This is a genomic window from Ruegeria sp. BHSA163 (genome assembly GCF_059613365.1).
Map to the genome: position 1 here is coordinate 19,493 of NZ_JBXWSJ010000014.1, position 15,205 is coordinate 34,697.

At 53.1% G+C, this 15,205-nt stretch carries 15 protein-coding genes; 6 read left to right on the plus strand and 9 right to left on the minus strand.

The annotated features are described in order from the left end of the window. The first annotated feature begins 181 nt into the window (after positions 1 to 181). Positions 182 to 655: a YHS domain-containing (seleno)protein gene (locus tag AC2FNV_RS08610; RefSeq protein ID WP_170606207.1), complete on the plus strand. Its 474-nt coding sequence runs from the start codon at positions 182 to 184 to the stop codon at positions 653 to 655. A gap of 141 nt (positions 656 to 796) precedes the next feature. Here AC2FNV_RS08610 and AC2FNV_RS08615 read toward each other — a convergent pair whose 3' ends face one another. After that, the gene (locus tag AC2FNV_RS08615) at positions 797 to 1,780 is read right to left on the minus strand and encodes a quinone oxidoreductase family protein (RefSeq protein ID WP_170605908.1); all 984 of its coding nucleotides are present in this window, start codon (positions 1,778 to 1,780) and stop codon (positions 797 to 799) included. 193 nt (positions 1,781 to 1,973) lie between these two features. Between AC2FNV_RS08615 and AC2FNV_RS08620 the strand changes: the two genes are divergently transcribed. Further along, complete coding sequence (locus AC2FNV_RS08620; protein ID WP_170605906.1) at positions 1,974 to 2,831, plus strand: DUF2189 domain-containing protein; 858 nt, start codon at positions 1,974 to 1,976, stop codon at positions 2,829 to 2,831. A gap of 16 nt (positions 2,832 to 2,847) precedes the next feature. On the opposite strand, the gene AC2FNV_RS08625 is transcribed toward AC2FNV_RS08620, so the two are convergent. Both AC2FNV_RS08625 and AC2FNV_RS08630 read right to left on the minus strand, forming a co-directional pair. Beyond that, entirely contained in the window at positions 2,848 to 3,834 is a 987-nt protein-coding gene (locus tag AC2FNV_RS08625) for an NAD(P)H-quinone oxidoreductase (RefSeq protein ID WP_170605904.1), read from the minus strand. A 64-nt stretch (positions 3,835 to 3,898) separates the two neighbouring features. Beyond that, positions 3,899 to 4,591 carry a COQ9 family protein gene (locus AC2FNV_RS08630; protein ID WP_170605902.1) on the minus strand — a complete coding sequence of 231 codons (693 nt, stop codon included), beginning with the start codon at positions 4,589 to 4,591 and terminating at the stop codon, positions 3,899 to 3,901. Between the two features lie 108 nt (positions 4,592 to 4,699). On the opposite strand from AC2FNV_RS08630, the gene rpsU reads away from it, so the two are divergent. Beyond that, complete coding sequence (gene rpsU, locus AC2FNV_RS08635) at positions 4,700 to 4,906, plus strand: 30S ribosomal protein S21 (protein WP_005614280.1); 207 nt, start codon at positions 4,700 to 4,702, stop codon at positions 4,904 to 4,906. A gap of 292 nt (positions 4,907 to 5,198) precedes the next feature. After that, positions 5,199 to 6,329, plus strand: a complete 1,131-nt coding sequence (locus tag AC2FNV_RS08640) for a CAP domain-containing protein (RefSeq protein WP_170605900.1) — start codon at positions 5,199 to 5,201, stop codon at positions 6,327 to 6,329. A gap of 50 nt (positions 6,330 to 6,379) precedes the next feature. Here the strand turns inward: AC2FNV_RS08640 and ppk2 are convergent, their stop codons facing one another. Continuing rightward, entirely contained in the window at positions 6,380 to 7,297 is a 918-nt protein-coding gene (gene ppk2, locus AC2FNV_RS08645; RefSeq protein WP_170474765.1) for a polyphosphate kinase 2, read from the minus strand. Positions 7,298 to 7,568: 271 nt separating this feature from the next. Next, positions 7,569 to 8,027: an Lrp/AsnC family transcriptional regulator gene (locus AC2FNV_RS08650; protein WP_170474762.1), complete on the minus strand. Its 459-nt coding sequence runs from the start codon at positions 8,025 to 8,027 to the stop codon at positions 7,569 to 7,571. 136 nt (positions 8,028 to 8,163) lie between these two features. Here AC2FNV_RS08650 and ald point away from each other — a divergent pair, with 136 nt between their 5' ends. Continuing rightward, positions 8,164 to 9,282, plus strand: coding sequence for an alanine dehydrogenase (gene ald, locus AC2FNV_RS08655; RefSeq protein ID WP_170605898.1), 1,119 nt, complete (start codon positions 8,164 to 8,166; stop codon positions 9,280 to 9,282). A 132-nt stretch (positions 9,283 to 9,414) separates the two neighbouring features. Here ald and AC2FNV_RS08660 read toward each other — a convergent pair whose 3' ends face one another. Beyond that, positions 9,415 to 10,221: a mechanosensitive ion channel family protein gene (locus tag AC2FNV_RS08660; protein WP_170475393.1), complete on the minus strand. Its 807-nt coding sequence runs from the start codon at positions 10,219 to 10,221 to the stop codon at positions 9,415 to 9,417. Between the two features lie 219 nt (positions 10,222 to 10,440). On the opposite strand from AC2FNV_RS08660, the gene AC2FNV_RS08665 reads away from it, so the two are divergent. After that, positions 10,441 to 11,139, plus strand: coding sequence for a glutathione S-transferase family protein (locus AC2FNV_RS08665; protein ID WP_170605896.1), 699 nt, complete (start codon positions 10,441 to 10,443; stop codon positions 11,137 to 11,139). Positions 11,140 to 11,193: 54 nt separating this feature from the next. On the opposite strand, the gene AC2FNV_RS08670 is transcribed toward AC2FNV_RS08665, so the two are convergent. From AC2FNV_RS08670 to AC2FNV_RS08680, 3 genes are all read right to left on the minus strand, one after another. Beyond that, on the minus strand, positions 11,194 to 11,640 hold the full coding sequence (locus AC2FNV_RS08670) for a YtoQ family protein (RefSeq protein WP_170605894.1): 447 nt from the start codon (positions 11,638 to 11,640) through the stop codon (positions 11,194 to 11,196). 80 nt (positions 11,641 to 11,720) lie between these two features. Continuing rightward, positions 11,721 to 14,117, minus strand: a complete 2,397-nt coding sequence (gene pheT / locus AC2FNV_RS08675) for a phenylalanine--tRNA ligase subunit beta (RefSeq protein WP_170605892.1) — start codon at positions 14,115 to 14,117, stop codon at positions 11,721 to 11,723. A 78-nt stretch (positions 14,118 to 14,195) separates the two neighbouring features. Beyond that, positions 14,196 to 14,987 carry a CE1 family esterase gene (locus AC2FNV_RS08680; protein ID WP_170605890.1) on the minus strand — a complete coding sequence of 264 codons (792 nt, stop codon included), beginning with the start codon at positions 14,985 to 14,987 and terminating at the stop codon, positions 14,196 to 14,198. Positions 14,988 to 15,205 lie beyond the last annotated feature (218 nt).

The window sequence follows — 15,205 nt, forward strand, 5'->3', positions numbered from 1 at the left end:
CATTTTTGAACAGCTGCCCTTAGTACCTGCACAATCACGATTGATTGCTTTGAACGTGAACTCGGCGTTTCCCAACTCGGATGGCGTGACCTTCAATTACAGGAGGCACGGACAACTTAATCTGGGTCGTCTAAGCAAAATTTGGATGCTTGAAAACGATCCGTGCTCGAAGGATGAAAACATGAACAGGATCAGATCCATCATTAGCGGCGTTGCACTTTCAGTCGCCATCGCAAGCTCGGCATTGGCGGCCGGCGTAGAACTTAACACAAGTACGACTGGGCTGGCACTTCAGGGCTATGACCCCGTCGCATACTTCACCGAAGGTCAACCCACCAAGGGTGATTGGCAGATAACCACATTGCACAACGACGCAACCTATCGCTTTGCCAACGAAGACAACAAGACTGCGTTTGAGGCAAATCCGGAGGCGTACCTACCGGCCTACGGAGGCTATTGCGCGTTCGGAGCCGCGATGGGTTTCAAGTTTGACGGCGACCCCAACTATTGGAAGATCGTGGACAACAAGCTGTATCTGAACCTGTCCGAAGGCATCCAGAAACGTTGGGAGGGTGACATTCCCGGATTTATCGAACAGGCCAGCAACAACTGGGAAACGATTGCTGACAAAACCCCGGCGGAGTTACAGCAGTAATAAAGCGCTGAGAGTGCGAAAATCTTGGCGGCAGGATTCCTGCCGCCAAATTTGTTTGTGCTTCAACTACAAATGGTGCCGATAGTTTCTGTCGCTGAAGGTAGACGCGTATCGGTCATACTAAATCGAATATAAGTAAATCTATGGTTCTAAAATTGTACTGCCGGTGGTTTGCCGCGCTTCAAGTGCGCGATGCGCGTTGGCGACATCCTCTAATGGGAATTGCTGATCAACGTGTATCTTGACTTCTTTGCCCTCAACCTTGCCAAACAACCTCCTCGCCATGGCCTGACAGACACTGGGGTCCGAGATATGCGTAAATAAAGTCGGTCGTGTCAGCCGAAGCGATCCTTTTTGCGCCAAAACCCCTATGTCCAAGGGCGGCACTGGCCCAGAAGCATTGCCGAAGGAAATCATCATACCCAGCGGCTTGAGGCAATCCAAAGATCGCTCAAACGTGTCCGCACCCACGGAATCCATCACAACATCGACGCCTTTCCCGTCGGTGATTTCCAAAACACGCGCAACAAAGTCCTCGGTACGGTAGTTTATGCAATGGGCCGCACCATTGAATTGCGCGAGGCTGCATTTCTCATCCGTACCAGCGGTGCCTACCAGCGTGATCCCTTCAGACTTGGCCCATTGGCAGGCGATCAGGCCCACTCCGCCCGCCGCAGCATGAAACAGAACCGTATCCCCGCGCTTCAACGGAGTGGTCCGATGGAACAAATATTCCACGGTCATCCCTTTTAGCATCATCGCAGCCGCGGTTCGGAAAGAGATGCTTTCAGGCAATGGACAGACTTGCGCTGCTGGCATCACTCGAGCCTGTGCATATGCACCCGGAGGGGCACTGGCATAAGCCGCCCTTTGTCCCTGACTCAAATGAGTGACACCCTCACCCACGGCTTCGATAACACCGGCGGCCTCCATCCCCAAAGCATGAGGCAATGCCAACGGATAAAGACCGCTGCGCTGGTATACGTCTATGAAGTTCAGTCCGCAGGCCTGATGCCGGATGCGAACCTCTCCCGGACCCGGATCGCCAACATGGCGTTCTTCGATCCGCAGAACTTCGGGACCGCCGGTTTCGTGAATAACTACGGTCTTTGCCGTCAGCTGCATGGTGACCTCCCTCTGTTATAGAGCAAAGCTATCACGCCCGAACGATAGGGCAATCCATTCAATCCGCAGGCTCGGAAAGACATAAACGCCATAATGTGGTATAATTCACTTAGGCGTTGAAGGATCATTCGGTCCGGACACCCAAAAAACCGGATGCATCCTTACGCGCCAAAGCGCTGTGGAGGGGATGATCATGGGCAAAACAATCGGAAATCCAATCAGTTGGGCCGCTAGAAATCTTGGTGCGACCAGTTCACATATTGCGGAAAGCCTTTCCAGGGTAGGCAGTTCGGACACTCAACAACTTCCTATGGTTAAAAGGCTTACTATTCAGGATCTGCGCGACTGTCTTCGCGCTGGTTATCGGGACTTCCTCGAAACCCGCGCCGACGCAATCTTTGTCGTGCTAATTTACCCAATTGCAGGTATGTTGATGTTCGGTTTCGGACTAAACATGAACATGATCCCGCTTCTGGCACCGCTGATCGCTGGATTTGCACTGATAGGGCCAGTGGCCGCCGTTGGGCTGTATGAAATTAGCCGGAAAAGAGAGTCGGGAGGCGAAGTTCATTGGCTAGACGCCTTTGGAGTATTTCGCTCGCCCTCGTTTGGCGCAATTCTGGCATTGGGGTTTTACCTGATAGTTCTTTTTTTGATCTGGCTAATGGTGGCACAAAGTCTCTATTCACAAACACTTGGGCCCGATTCGCCCGTTTCTTTCGGTGCCTTTGTGACTGAGGTTTTCACCACAAGCGCTGGCTGGGTTATGATTATACTGGGAACTGCGATCGGGTTTGTTTTCGCGCTTGTGGCACTTGCTATTAGTGTTGTCAGCTTCCCCTTGTTGCTGGACAAGAAAGTCGGGCTACCGATCGCAGTGGTGACCTCAGTTCGGGTCCTGCGAGAAAATCCGGGCGTAATACTTACTTGGGGTTTCATAGTCGCGGCCTTGCTGCTGCTTGGTGCTATTCCGCTGCTGCTTGGCCTGATCATCGTAATGCCGGTACTTGGCCATGCCACCTGGCATCTGTACCGGCGTGCCATAGCGTGACCATTGGTCCGGGCCTTTAGTCTGCAACCTTAAGAACGATCTTTCCGATGTGGCCCGAACTTTCCATTCGCGTGTGCGCCGACGCGGCGTCCGTCAGATCAAACTCGCTATCCATAACTGGAGCGACTTTCCCGGCCTCGAGCAACGGCCAAACAGCCTCAAGCAAATCTTGCGCAATAAGCGCCTTGGCCAGATTACTTTGCGGTCGTAACGTACTCCCGGTTAAAGTCAGACGCTTGACCATCATAAGCGCAAAGTTGACCTCAACTGTTGGTCCTTGAAGGAAAGCGATCTGGACCAGACGGCCATCTTCGGCCAAGGCTTTGAGGTTTCGGGGTATGTAATCCCCACCAACCATGTCGAGGATCAAATTTGCGCCGCCTTCAGTGCGCATGACGGCAACAAAGTCTTCATCTTTGTAATTTATCGCTTTTTCGGCTCCGAGGCTGACACAGGCGGCACATTTTTCGTCTGATCCTGCTGTGGCAAAAACCCGGGCGCCGAACGCGTGTGCCAGTTGGATTGCCGTTGTTCCAATCCCGCTGGAGCCGCCATGAACCAGAAACCTTTCACCGGCCTTCAACCCTCCTCGAGTGAACACATTAGACCATACAGTAAAGAAGGTCTCAGGCAAGCAAGCAGCTTCTTTTAGGCCCATCCCAGACGGCACAGGCAGACAATGCGCTGCCGGTGTCGCAACGTACTCTGCGTATCCGCCACCGGGTAACAACGCGCAGACTTGATCGCCAACCGCCAAACCTTCAACACCTTCACCAACAGCAACAATTTCGCCGGATGCCTCAAGGCCCGGCAAGTCGCTTGCACCCGGCGGCGGATCATAGGCCCCTGCCCGTTGCAGGGCATCAGGGCGATTAACGCCGGCGTAGGCGACCTTGATGACAACCTGACCGTGTCCAGGTTTCGGAACCGGACGTTCGGTCAGTTGCAAAACATCCGGGCCACCAGGTGTCGTTATTTCAACGGCGCGCATCATCTGTGTCATCTGCCAATCTCCTTTGCCGATTGCCTAACAGGCATCAGGCTAAAGGCCCAGTCGCAAGTTCAGATTACTTTCGGGGGTTAAGCAAACCGGGAAGGTCAGCCCGCATCCGAACCGGTGCCTTAATTTGTCCAGCCAGCCAGTTGGGGACAGACAGTAAGGGTTTCAAGAGCGGGTTCCCGTTAACTTGCGCCTTGAGCTTTTCAAACTGCATTACACCCTCTATGCGGCGATCAAGAAATTCCCACGTTTTTTGATTGTCTGGACTGTCATCCCCCAACCAATACAACAGGGTCGAGGAATAAACACCGGACAAAGTCGCGCGTTTGGTATACCAGTTCACATCGTCTGAGGTGTCACCAAGCGCATCCCAAATCTGATCGCATGTGCCCCAGATCGCCTTCGCTCCGTCCGCTGCATACATCGGCAGAGCAAACAGAGTGACCCCCCGGCGAACCGCCTCTTTATCGTGTACGGCTTGCAAACGAAACCTAACTGCTGCTGCAATTTTTTCGCGGAACTTCAGCCCACTTAAATCTTCGGACTTTATCCGCTCCAACATTTCTGCATCACCGCGCGCGTGGAACGCCAATGCCAACTCCACTGCGCCGCGAGGACAAATGATACGAGCCATGCCTTCATCCAGACCGCAATCGACGACTGCGGCGCGAAAGCTCACCTCGGACCAGCCGTCAAATGGCACATGGTCCAGAATAGCATCCAACAGCTGTTGCTTCGTGTCTTCGTAAGTCACTGTCATTGCGTTTCTCCGATTCTGGCCCAGTACTAGACAAGATAGGTGCGCTTTGCTATACGGCCACCTCCTGCAAATCCTTGCAACTCTATCTAGAAAGGTGGTGACAACCACATGCAGGTTAGTGTTCGCGACAACAATGTCGATCAGGCGCTTCGTGCCCTGAAGAAAAAGCTGCAGCGCGAAGGCGTGTTCCGTGAAATGAAGCTTAAGCAACATTTCGAGAAGCCGTCGGAAAAGAAAGCGCGCGAGAAAGCTGAAGCGATCCGCCGTGCCCGCAAACTGGCACGTAAGAAAGCCCAGCGCGAAGGTCTGCTCTGAGATCTGCGTCTCGTCCAGCTTTGGATGACACTATTTGACGACCCCCGAGGCGGCGCCCGGGGGTTTGTCGTTTTTGGATCAGACGTTATTCGCCGATAGGCCGTGGGTTGCTTGCGGTAATTTGCCGACCGCGCGCTGGACCGTTTGGACCGGCATATTGCAGCCAACCGAATCATCCAAGCCAGCACCACCTTGCCAATACCTGATCTGATTGCGCCGGACGCTTTTCTACCAACCAAAATCCCTCTGTAACTGGTCGCGTCCGAAAGGACGTGAACAAACGGAGGCATAAATGTCGACAGCAAGTACAATCGAGTGGGAAATGCTGGCGCTGATTAACCAAGAGCGCGAATCCCGCGGATTGGATCCACTGCTAATGGAAACCCAACTGAATGATTCATCAGAGGATCACAGCGCCTGGATGCTGGATACGGACAGATTTAGCCACACAGGTGAAGACGGATCATCCGCAACCCAGCGGATGCGGGCAGCTGGATTCGATTTTGAAGGCAGTTGGCGGTCAGGCGAGAATATCGCGTGGCAATCCGAACGCGGCGCGCCTGGTATCAGCGATGATGTTGCACAACTGCATGAGAATTTGATGAGCAGCCCGGGTCACCGTGCTAACATACTCAACCCTGATTTCAGGTATATTGGCATCGGCATCGAGACCGGTGATATGCGGGGCTACGACGCGGTCATGGTTACTCAGAACTTCGCCACGACCAGCGCTCCGGTTCTGCTGGATCAAGGCCTGGCTTTTGTAGAACCTATCCCGACCCAACCTGCAGAAGAATCTCTGCAACCTGTCGAAGAAGAAACCGTCGAACCGATCGAAGACGATTATCAAACCGCCGAAGAAGTTACTGCGGAACCAGTGGAAGAAATTGACCCGCCCACTCAAGAAACCGTTGTGACACCGGTTGAAGACAACGACGAAACCGTTGAAGAAAACGTCGCAGAGCCTGACGGAAGCGAATACGAAAAAATCGAAGAGGAAATCGCCGAGCCGGTTGAAAGCGGCGAAAAACCTGTCGAGGAAAATGTTGCGGAACCGTTAGAAAGCAGAGACGAAACAGTCACGGAAGACATCGTTGAACCGGTCGAAATCAAAGACGAGCCATACGAAAAAGCAGTCGTGGAATCTGATGTCACTGACATCAAAGAATTTGACGTGCAGGCCTTTTTGGTTGAGGTCGAAGAAATGGTGAACACCTTGAAGGCTCGCTTCGATCAGTTCGATTGGAATACGTCAAAGTGGGCTCAACCTGAGTCCAAGTCGAATGATTTCGACTTTGCATTCAGCCTTGGCTCTGACGAAGAAGAGACATTCGCCGAAGAAGAAGGCGCAATCGATGAGTCAAGTCAGGATTTCGACTGCACTGCAACATATGAAGTAAACTGGGCCTTTGATTTCGGGTGATCGAAATTTGGATACGGGGCTCCGTGTCCCGTATCCAATATCTGCCTGATTCAATAAATCTTGGGCACATGCAACTCGTCTGGCAAAATACGGCGCTCGTATTCGGGGTTATAACGACGATCAGGAAGCGTTACCTTTTCCTGCGGAACATCATCATAAGGTATTTTGGTCAAAAGGTGCTCGATACAATTCAGGCGCTCACGTTTCTTGTCGTTTCCTTCCACGATATACCAAGGCGCTTCGGGAATGTTGGTGCGGAAGAACATATCTTCCTTGGCCTTCGTATACGCCTCCCAACGAATTCTAGACTCCAAATCCATAGGCGACAGCTTCCATTGCTTCATAGGATCATGAATCCGCATCAAGAACCGCAATTGCTGTTCCTCATCCGTGATTGAAAACCAGTACTTTAACAAAATAATTCCTGAACGAACCAGCATACGTTCAAATTCAGGAACGTCTTGAAAAAACTGTTCGACCTGACTTTCGCTTGCAAATCCCATAACCCGCTCGACACCCGCTCGGTTATACCATGAACGATCGAACAGAACGATTTCGCCAGCTGCGGGTAAGTGCGGGACATAGCGCTGAAAATACCATTGGCTTTGTTCGCGGCGGCTTGGTGCGGGCAAGGCGACCACTCGGGCAACTCGCGGATTCAGACGTTGAGTAATCCGCTTGATCACACCGCCCTTGCCGGCACTGTCGCGACCCTCAAACAGGATGCACACCTTGGCACCTGTATGCTGAACCCAATCCTGAACTCTGATCAATTCAGCCTGCAGACGCAGAAGATTGCGGAAATACAGCTTTCGGTCCAGCATATCTGGATGCTGTTCGCGATAGATTTTTCGGATCTCCATTGAAAGCATCGGCTCATTGAATTCGATCTCGAAATCTTCGTCGAGCGTGTCTTCCAGTTCAGCTTCCAACCAGTCCTGCGCAGCGTCATTAATGTCGTGTGCCAAGGTCTGCTCCTTATAATTCTTCGGGTCCGGACCGTATCGGCGCTGTGTAAACGACATATGTCGTCAAGGTCGCGATTTCGCCAAAAAGTCGCTGCCCTTTGGCAATGCAACCTAAAGCGCCAGACTTTAAATGTGGCCCGTTCGGCAATAGGATACAAGCGCGAGAATTGACGCAACCAGAACCTCCGGGACGTCGCTAATCCAAACAGCTGAATTTGTGTGCACCTATCAATTTGGGAGATGAATCCGAAGACTTTTGGCGCTTTAAAGGTCACACCGGAAGTGCGGTCGTTTTGAATACAGTTCGCAACGCAAAAGAACTCTGCATTTGGGCCACGCCGGGTAGGCGAGACAGGTATTGGCGGTGAATACGTGCGAAATCTTCTGTATTTTCCGCAACAACCTTCAGAATGTAATCCGCTGTGCCAGCCATCAGATGGCATTCCAATACGTCCGGGATCCGGGCTACGGCCTTTTCAAAGGCGTTCAGGACTTCTTCGGCTTGTCCCTGCAGCGTGATTTCAACGAAAACCGTTGTCGGGACATTCATTTTGCGGGCGTCCAGCAGGGCGACGTAGTCCTTTATATAGCCTTCTGCCTCCAGACGTTGCACTCTGCGGTGGCAGGCCGAAGGCGAAAGGTTTGCCTGATCCGACAACTCGGAATTGGACATCCGCCCTTTGCGCTGCAGCGCGGTTAGAATCTTACGATCGGTTGCATCCAAACTCATTTGCGCACGTCTATTGCATGACTTGGCCTTATTGTCGAATAAATTCCCGCGTTTTTTGATTTTCACAAGCAGGGTTTCACAAAAATTGCGCTCAATTTTGCACATAATTTAGGCAGTTTATGTATGGAGAACCTCAATGAAGATCGGTTGCCCCAAAGAAATCAAACCTCAGGAGTTCCGTGTAGGAATGACCCCGAACGCAGCTGGCGAAGCCGTGGCACACGGGCATGAGGTCATCATCGAAACCAATGCTGGAACAGGTTCCGGCTTTGAAAACGAAGCATATGTCGCGGCCGGCGCTCGAATAGTCGACACCGCGGAAGAGGTTTTCGCAACGGCCGACATGATCGTGAAGGTCAAGGAACCACAGGCGGTCGAACGCAAAATGCTACGCGAAGGTCAATTGCTGTTTACGTACCTACATTTAGCGCCTGATCCTGATCAGACCCACGATCTGTTGGAGTCAGGCTGCACCGCGATTGCTTATGAAACCGTCACGGATGCCAACGGAGGACTGCCGCTGCTGGCGCCAATGTCCGAAGTTGCAGGCCGCCTTGCGCCACAGGTCGGATCGTGGACACTGCAAAAGGCCAATGGCGGTCGCGGTGTGCTGATGGGCGGCGTGCCTGGTGTGGGCCCGGCCAAGATCGTCGTCATTGGGGGCGGAGTTGTAGGCACTCACGCCGCTAAAATCGCTGCAGGCATGGGCGCAGACGTCACCGTGCTGGATCGATCCCTGCCGCGCCTGCGTTATCTGGACGACGTATTCGGCGGAACGTTCAAGAACCAGTATTCAACCGCGGGCGCAACTGCCGAACTGATTCAGGATGCCGACATGGTAATTGGCGCGGTGCTTATCCCGGGGGCGGCTGCTCCCAAGTTAGTGACCCGCGCACAGCTGTCGACAATGAAACCCGGCGCGGTTTTGGTTGATGTAGCAATAGACCAAGGCGGTTGCTTTGAAACCTCAAAGGCAACCACGCATGCGGACCCGATCTATGAAGTGGACGGGATTATGCATTATTGCGTCGCCAATATGCCCGGCGCGGTCGCGAGAACGTCAACCATTGCTCTTGGAAACGCCACTATGCCATTTCTTTTGGCCCTGGCAGACAAGGGTTGGAAAGAGGCATGTCAAGACGATCCGCACCTGTTGGCAGGTTTGAACATCCACGCGGGCCAACTGACCTATTACGCTGTTGGCAAGGCTCTTGGGATCGACGTCGTCTCTCCGTCAGTTGTCATTAAATCCTAGCTAAATTTACCGTTTATGGCACGGTTTGGAAAAGTCTTCTGTCTAATCAAAAAAGGTGCCGCGCGAATCGCGCGGCACTTTTCGTTTTGAAGTACTGCCATTTCACACTTCTGGACACAGGGTCCATGGCTTTCAGCCCTGCCTTTGGATCTCCACCGAATGCGGGTATGGGATCGAAACTCCCTTTGCGTCAAAGGCTTCTTTGATGGTTTTTGTCAGTTCGAATTTGACGTCCCAATAATCATCTGCCGCGCACCAAAGACGCGCCGTCAGGTCGACCGAACTGTCACCCAGATTTGTCACCCTTACCCAAGGCTCCGGATCGCCCAGAATGCGCTCATCGGCTTTTGCTACGTCCAAAATAATCTGCATTGCATCATCTGCGCTGTCACCATAATCGATGCCAAACACCAGATCGACGCGTCGAGTATCGTGAGCTGAATAGTTTGTAATAACCGACCCCCATGCCTGACCATTCGGCACGATGATTTGAACATTGTCCGGGGTAACAAGCTCTGTCGTGAAAAGGTTCAGGTCTTTGACCGTCCCAGCAGTTCCACCAATATCAACGTATTGCCCCAGTTTGTATGGCCGGAAAACAACCAACATCACGCCCGCGGCAAGATCGCTGAGTGTCCCTTGAAGGGCAAGACCGATCGCCAACGATGCAGCACCCAGAATAGCGACAATGCTGGTAGCCTGAATGCCAAAGATCCCTAATACTGCAACGAACACAATCGCCAAAAGCACCCATTTGACCAGGCTGGCAACGAAATTTCCAAGTGTCGGGTCGATATGTGGTGTCGCGTTTATCCGACGGCGGACCACACCGCTTATCGCTCCGGCCAAAATCCAGCCGAGCACCAATACAATCAGGGCTTTGATCGCGTTCATAATCAATGGACCGAACGCGCCCACCTGTGTTGCAACTTCTTCCACGCGCATCTCCTTTTCGACAGCATACCCGGGCATCTAGCGCGGGGATCATAAGTGAGTTTGTTCCAAAGTTCTTGTTGGGTCTAGGGGCCGGGTTGCATGGTTTTCCCCCCAAGTGTTCCCCTGCAAACATCTGCTGACCTTTTACGCACAGTTCCGGAACTGACAAGGTGACGTGGTTTTGTCAAAGTGCCCATGAGTTGCACGAGAAAGGAACCTCCGATGCTGGATGTAAGCTCATTCCTGATCATGTCAAAATGGCCCCCGCAATGGCCTGAAAGGATTCAGCTATATTCGTTCCCAACGCCAAACGGCATAAAGGTGTCAATTATGTTGGAAGAGACCGGGCTTGCCTATGAACCGCATCTGGTCACTCTTGCTGATGCGGATGTCAAAAGCCCCGAATTCCTATCGCTCAACCCCAACAACAAAATTCCGGCAATCGTTGATCCAGACGGACCCGATGGTCAGCCAATTGGGCTATTCGAAAGTGGAGCGATACTACTTTATCTCGCAGAAAAAAGCGGCACACTCCTTGGGCGGTCACCGTCTGAACGACATCGCATCACCCAGTGGCTGATGTTCCAAATGGGTGGTATTGGCCCGATGCTGGGTCAACTTGGATATTTTCATAAATTTGCCGGCAGTGAAATCGAAGATCCTCGTCCGCGCGCGCGTTATCGTGACGAAGCCAAACGTTTGCTGAACGTTTTGAATACACAGCTTGACGGCCAGGATTGGATCGCCGGGGACTATTCAATAGCAGACATTGCCATTGCATCATGGTTAACCGCGCTGGATTTTTATGGCACCAAAGACGTCGTGGGGTGGGATGAGTTTACCAACCTTCCGATCTATCTTGACCGTTTCCTTGCCAGGCCTGCGGTTCAGAAAGGCAGGTCGATACCGGCACGCGACTAGTTTGTAAATCAACGCGAACGGCTCAAAATATCCGTTCGCGATCTTTGCATTTGGCTAATCAGACAATTTTCCGGTTAAAACATATCGCAGAATCTCAACTACCTGTCCTGGTTCTTCCGCAACAGCCAAAGCAGCGGCATCCACCTCTTTCAGCGCATGCTGATGATCGGGACCGTGCAACACGATGATCGATTTGCCCAAAGCCGAGGCATAACCCGCGTCAAATGCCGCGTTCCATTGTTTGTATTTGTCGCCAAAACGAACAACAACGACATCAGAATCCAAGATCCCTTTTCGGGTACGAATTGCGTTGAGCATGGCACCTTTGTGGTCGTGCCAGTATTTGTTTGGCTCGCCTCCCAAAATGGCTACGCCGCAATCATCGCTTGCACCATGATCAGTCACTGGGCTGCTAAAAGTTACCTCTAAGCCACGTGCGCCATCGATAATCTGTTCGCGCCAATCGGTGTGTATTTCTCCGGAAAGGTAAACCTTCAGCATGTCTTTCTCCTTTTCAGGTAACCAAAGTAGATAAATGGCTCTCGCCTTACCAAAGTGATCAAACCATGGGCGAAGCGACTCTAGCCGCGCAGAACGCCGCCTGTTGCCTTAGCGACTTTTTCGACAATTTTCGCGCTGACCGCTTCGATATCCTGATCTTTCAAGGTCGCTTCTGAAGGTTGAAGACGCACTGTAATGGCCAGAGATTTCTTGCCGTCGCCTACATTGCCGCCGATGAACTCATCAAAGACGCGCACATTATCAATCAGAACCTTGTCAGCACCCGCCGCTGCATTGACAAGTGTCAATGCCTCAACCTGCGCGTCGACCACGAACGCAAAATCACGTTCGACCGCCTGCAGGTCCCGCAGTTCCAAAGCCGACCGCGTTGCACCGGATTTACGCGGCATAGGAACTTCTTGCGGCCATACGACAAATGCCATCGCCGGTCCTTTGACGTCCATCGCCTGCAAAACGCGTGGGTGCAACTCACCAAACACACCCAGCACTTTTTTGGGTCCTAAACAGATTTTTCCGTGCCGCCCCGGATGCCACCAAGAATTTGCTCCACGCATGATCTGAACTTTTTCAGGCGCTCCGATAGCCGCAAGAACTGCTTCGGCGTCAGCCTTGGCGTCAAACACGTCCACCGAGCGAGACGCTCTGTGCACATCTTTAGGACCACTATTTCCAACCAGAAGACCGGCGATTTGTGTCGTTTGATCGCCAGGCTCGCCATCGTGAAAAACCGGGCCCACCTCGAACAAAGCCAAGTCGGAATAACCGCGAGCCTGGTTTCGGGCGGCAGCCTGAAGCAACCCGGGCAACAGATCCGGGCGCATGTGGCTCATTTCCGACGAGATCGGGTTTTCCAGCATGGTGGTATCATCGCCGCCGCCAAACAGCGCGGCCGAAGCCTGATCAATGAAAGTGTAGGAAACACACTCATTGTAACCTAGCGCCGCACACGTGCGCCGCGCCATAGACTGGCGCCGTTGAGACGGGGTCATAACCGGCTTGGGTATCCCGCTATTGGCACGCGACAATGGCTTGCCTTGAAGTTTGGTCAGCGATGCGATCCGGGCGACCTCTTCCACCAAATCGGCTTCACCCATGATATCCGGACGCCAGCTTGGAACTTTGGCCATTTCACCGTCCAACTGAAATCCAAGGCGGGTCAAGGTTTGACGCTGTTCGCTTTCCGGGATGTCCATGCCTACCAGAGATTGCACACGCGCAGCATCCAGCCGGTAAGAACGTGCGTGATCCGGCGCCTTGCCTGCCTCGACCACGTTCGAAGCCTCTCCTCCGCAGATATCAAGGATCATCTGAGTGGCATGTTCCAGCCCTTCCAGAGTGTATTCTGGGTCGACGCCACGTTCAAACCTATAACGCGCGTCCGAGTTGATCTTAAGCGCTCGCCCGGTCAGGGCAATCTGTACGTGATCCCAAAAAGCACTTTCCAGAAATACATTCACTGTATCTGCGGTACAGCCGGTTTCCTCTCCTCCCATGACGCCCGCTATTGATTCCGGCCCATTGTCGTCGGAAATCAGCATCATTCCGGGCTGAATAGTGTATTCTTTTTCATCCAGCGCAACCAACTTCTCGCCGCCTTTGGCGCGATGCACGCGCAGATTTCCTTGAACTTTGTCTGCATCAAAAACATGCAAAGGGCGGTTATGATCAAACGTCATGTAGTTGGTGATATCCACCAAAGCCGAGATCGGACGCAACCCGATCGCCTTCAACTGGTCTTGCAACCATTGTGGACTGGGACCATTTTTGACACCTTTGATCAAACGCCCGGTGAAATGAGGGCATCCGTCCAACGTGTCGTCATCAATCGTCACCTTGATTGGGCTTTCAAAATCTCCGGGTACAGGCGCAAAATCCCGTTCTTTGAGCTTACCGATGCCACGAGCAGCCAGATCGCGTGCTATCCCAGCAACGCCCAATGCATCCGGGCGGTTAGGTGTGATAGCGATTTCAATCATTGGATCAACTTTGGCCGGGTCATTCTCGGCCAGCCAGTCGACGAACTTGTCTCCGACCTCGCCCGTGGGCAGTTCTATGATACCGTCATGTTCGTCTGAAAGCTCCAGCTCCCGCTCGGATGCCATCATACCAAAGCTTTCGACGCCGCGGATCTTGCCCACATTGATCGTCAAGTCCAGACCGGGGATGTACATGCCAGGCTTGCAGACAACTACGGTAATTCCCTCGCGTGCGTTCGGTGCGCCGCAGATGATTTGCAGGTCGCCTTCGTCAGTTTCAACCGTGCAAACGCGCAGCTTGTCTGCGTCTGGGTGCTTTTCAGCATGCTTGACGCGACCCAGCGTAAATCCTTTAAGGCGGTCCGCCGGGTTCACGATCTCTTCGACCTCGAGGCCGAGATCGGTTAGCGTTTCGGCAATCTCGTCTACTGACGCGTCGGTTTCGAGGTGATCTTTCAGCCAAGACAGAGTGAATTTCATTGCGCGGAGCCTTTTTTGGCAAACATCCAGTCGGCCAAGGCAATGGCAAAGATTGGGCCAAGGTGCAAGCGTTGCGCGTTACGGATAGGTGGGGTTGCGGCCCAAAAGTTCGTCTAACTGCCGACCGATCCAGCCGTGAGGGATAAAATGCCCGCCCGGATGCGTGTCCAGCACCACCTGCCCCTGTGCGCAATCGCTCCATTCTATCCGGCTGAGCGTCAGGAATGGCTCGACGCTCCAGTCGCCCCTCGGCGTCGCTGTCCGGCAATCAAAAGCCTCGCGCCATAGCGCAACCGGATAGGTCTTGTCGCCATTCGGACCTATAGGAAAATCCATGACTGTGTCGCTTAGCCCGTGCACGTGGCGCACTTCGCGCGGGGCTTGCGGGCAGTCTTCGGTCTGCCGGATCGAACCAGCAACAGCCAGCAATGCTGCAGTGCCGTCACCCGACTGGCAGGCATAGCGCCACGCCATAGCGCCGCCGTAGGAATAGCCGGACACATAGATGCGCTTAGGATCCACTGGATAGCGTTTGGCCACATCCTCCAAAACCCGGTTCGCAAAGGCCACATCGTCGGATTCAGAGGTCCAGAAATCCCAAGTTTTGCGCTGACCGTTCGGCGCCACCAACAACACGCCCCTCAGCTTGGTCGCGCCAGCGATCCGCGAGTGATTTACCACCACATCGCCCTGCCGTGCCCAACCGTGAAAATGCAGCAACACTGGCAAAGTCGTTTCGCCGTCCCAGCCATCCGGTTCAAGTACATGGTACGAGCGGTCGCCAAGGTCGCATGCCACATCGCCGTGGCAGTCAATTGCTGCGGCTTGTAGTGGGAAGAGGAACAACAGGCAGGTCAGAATCCGGAACATAAGCTAGAGCCTACAAAACCTGCGCCTCAAGTCACGTCACAACCCCGTGGGAGGTCGCCATAAGCCGCTCGATCTGGCTATTAATCAGTTTTGAATTGGCAGCGTCTTTTGGATGTCTTCTACTAATAAAGCCGTCTTATTAAATACGTCTCGGCGCATTTCTGTCAGCGCCGCAGCAAGCAAGTTTTAAAATTTTTTCATGTCGCGCTGAGCGCTCG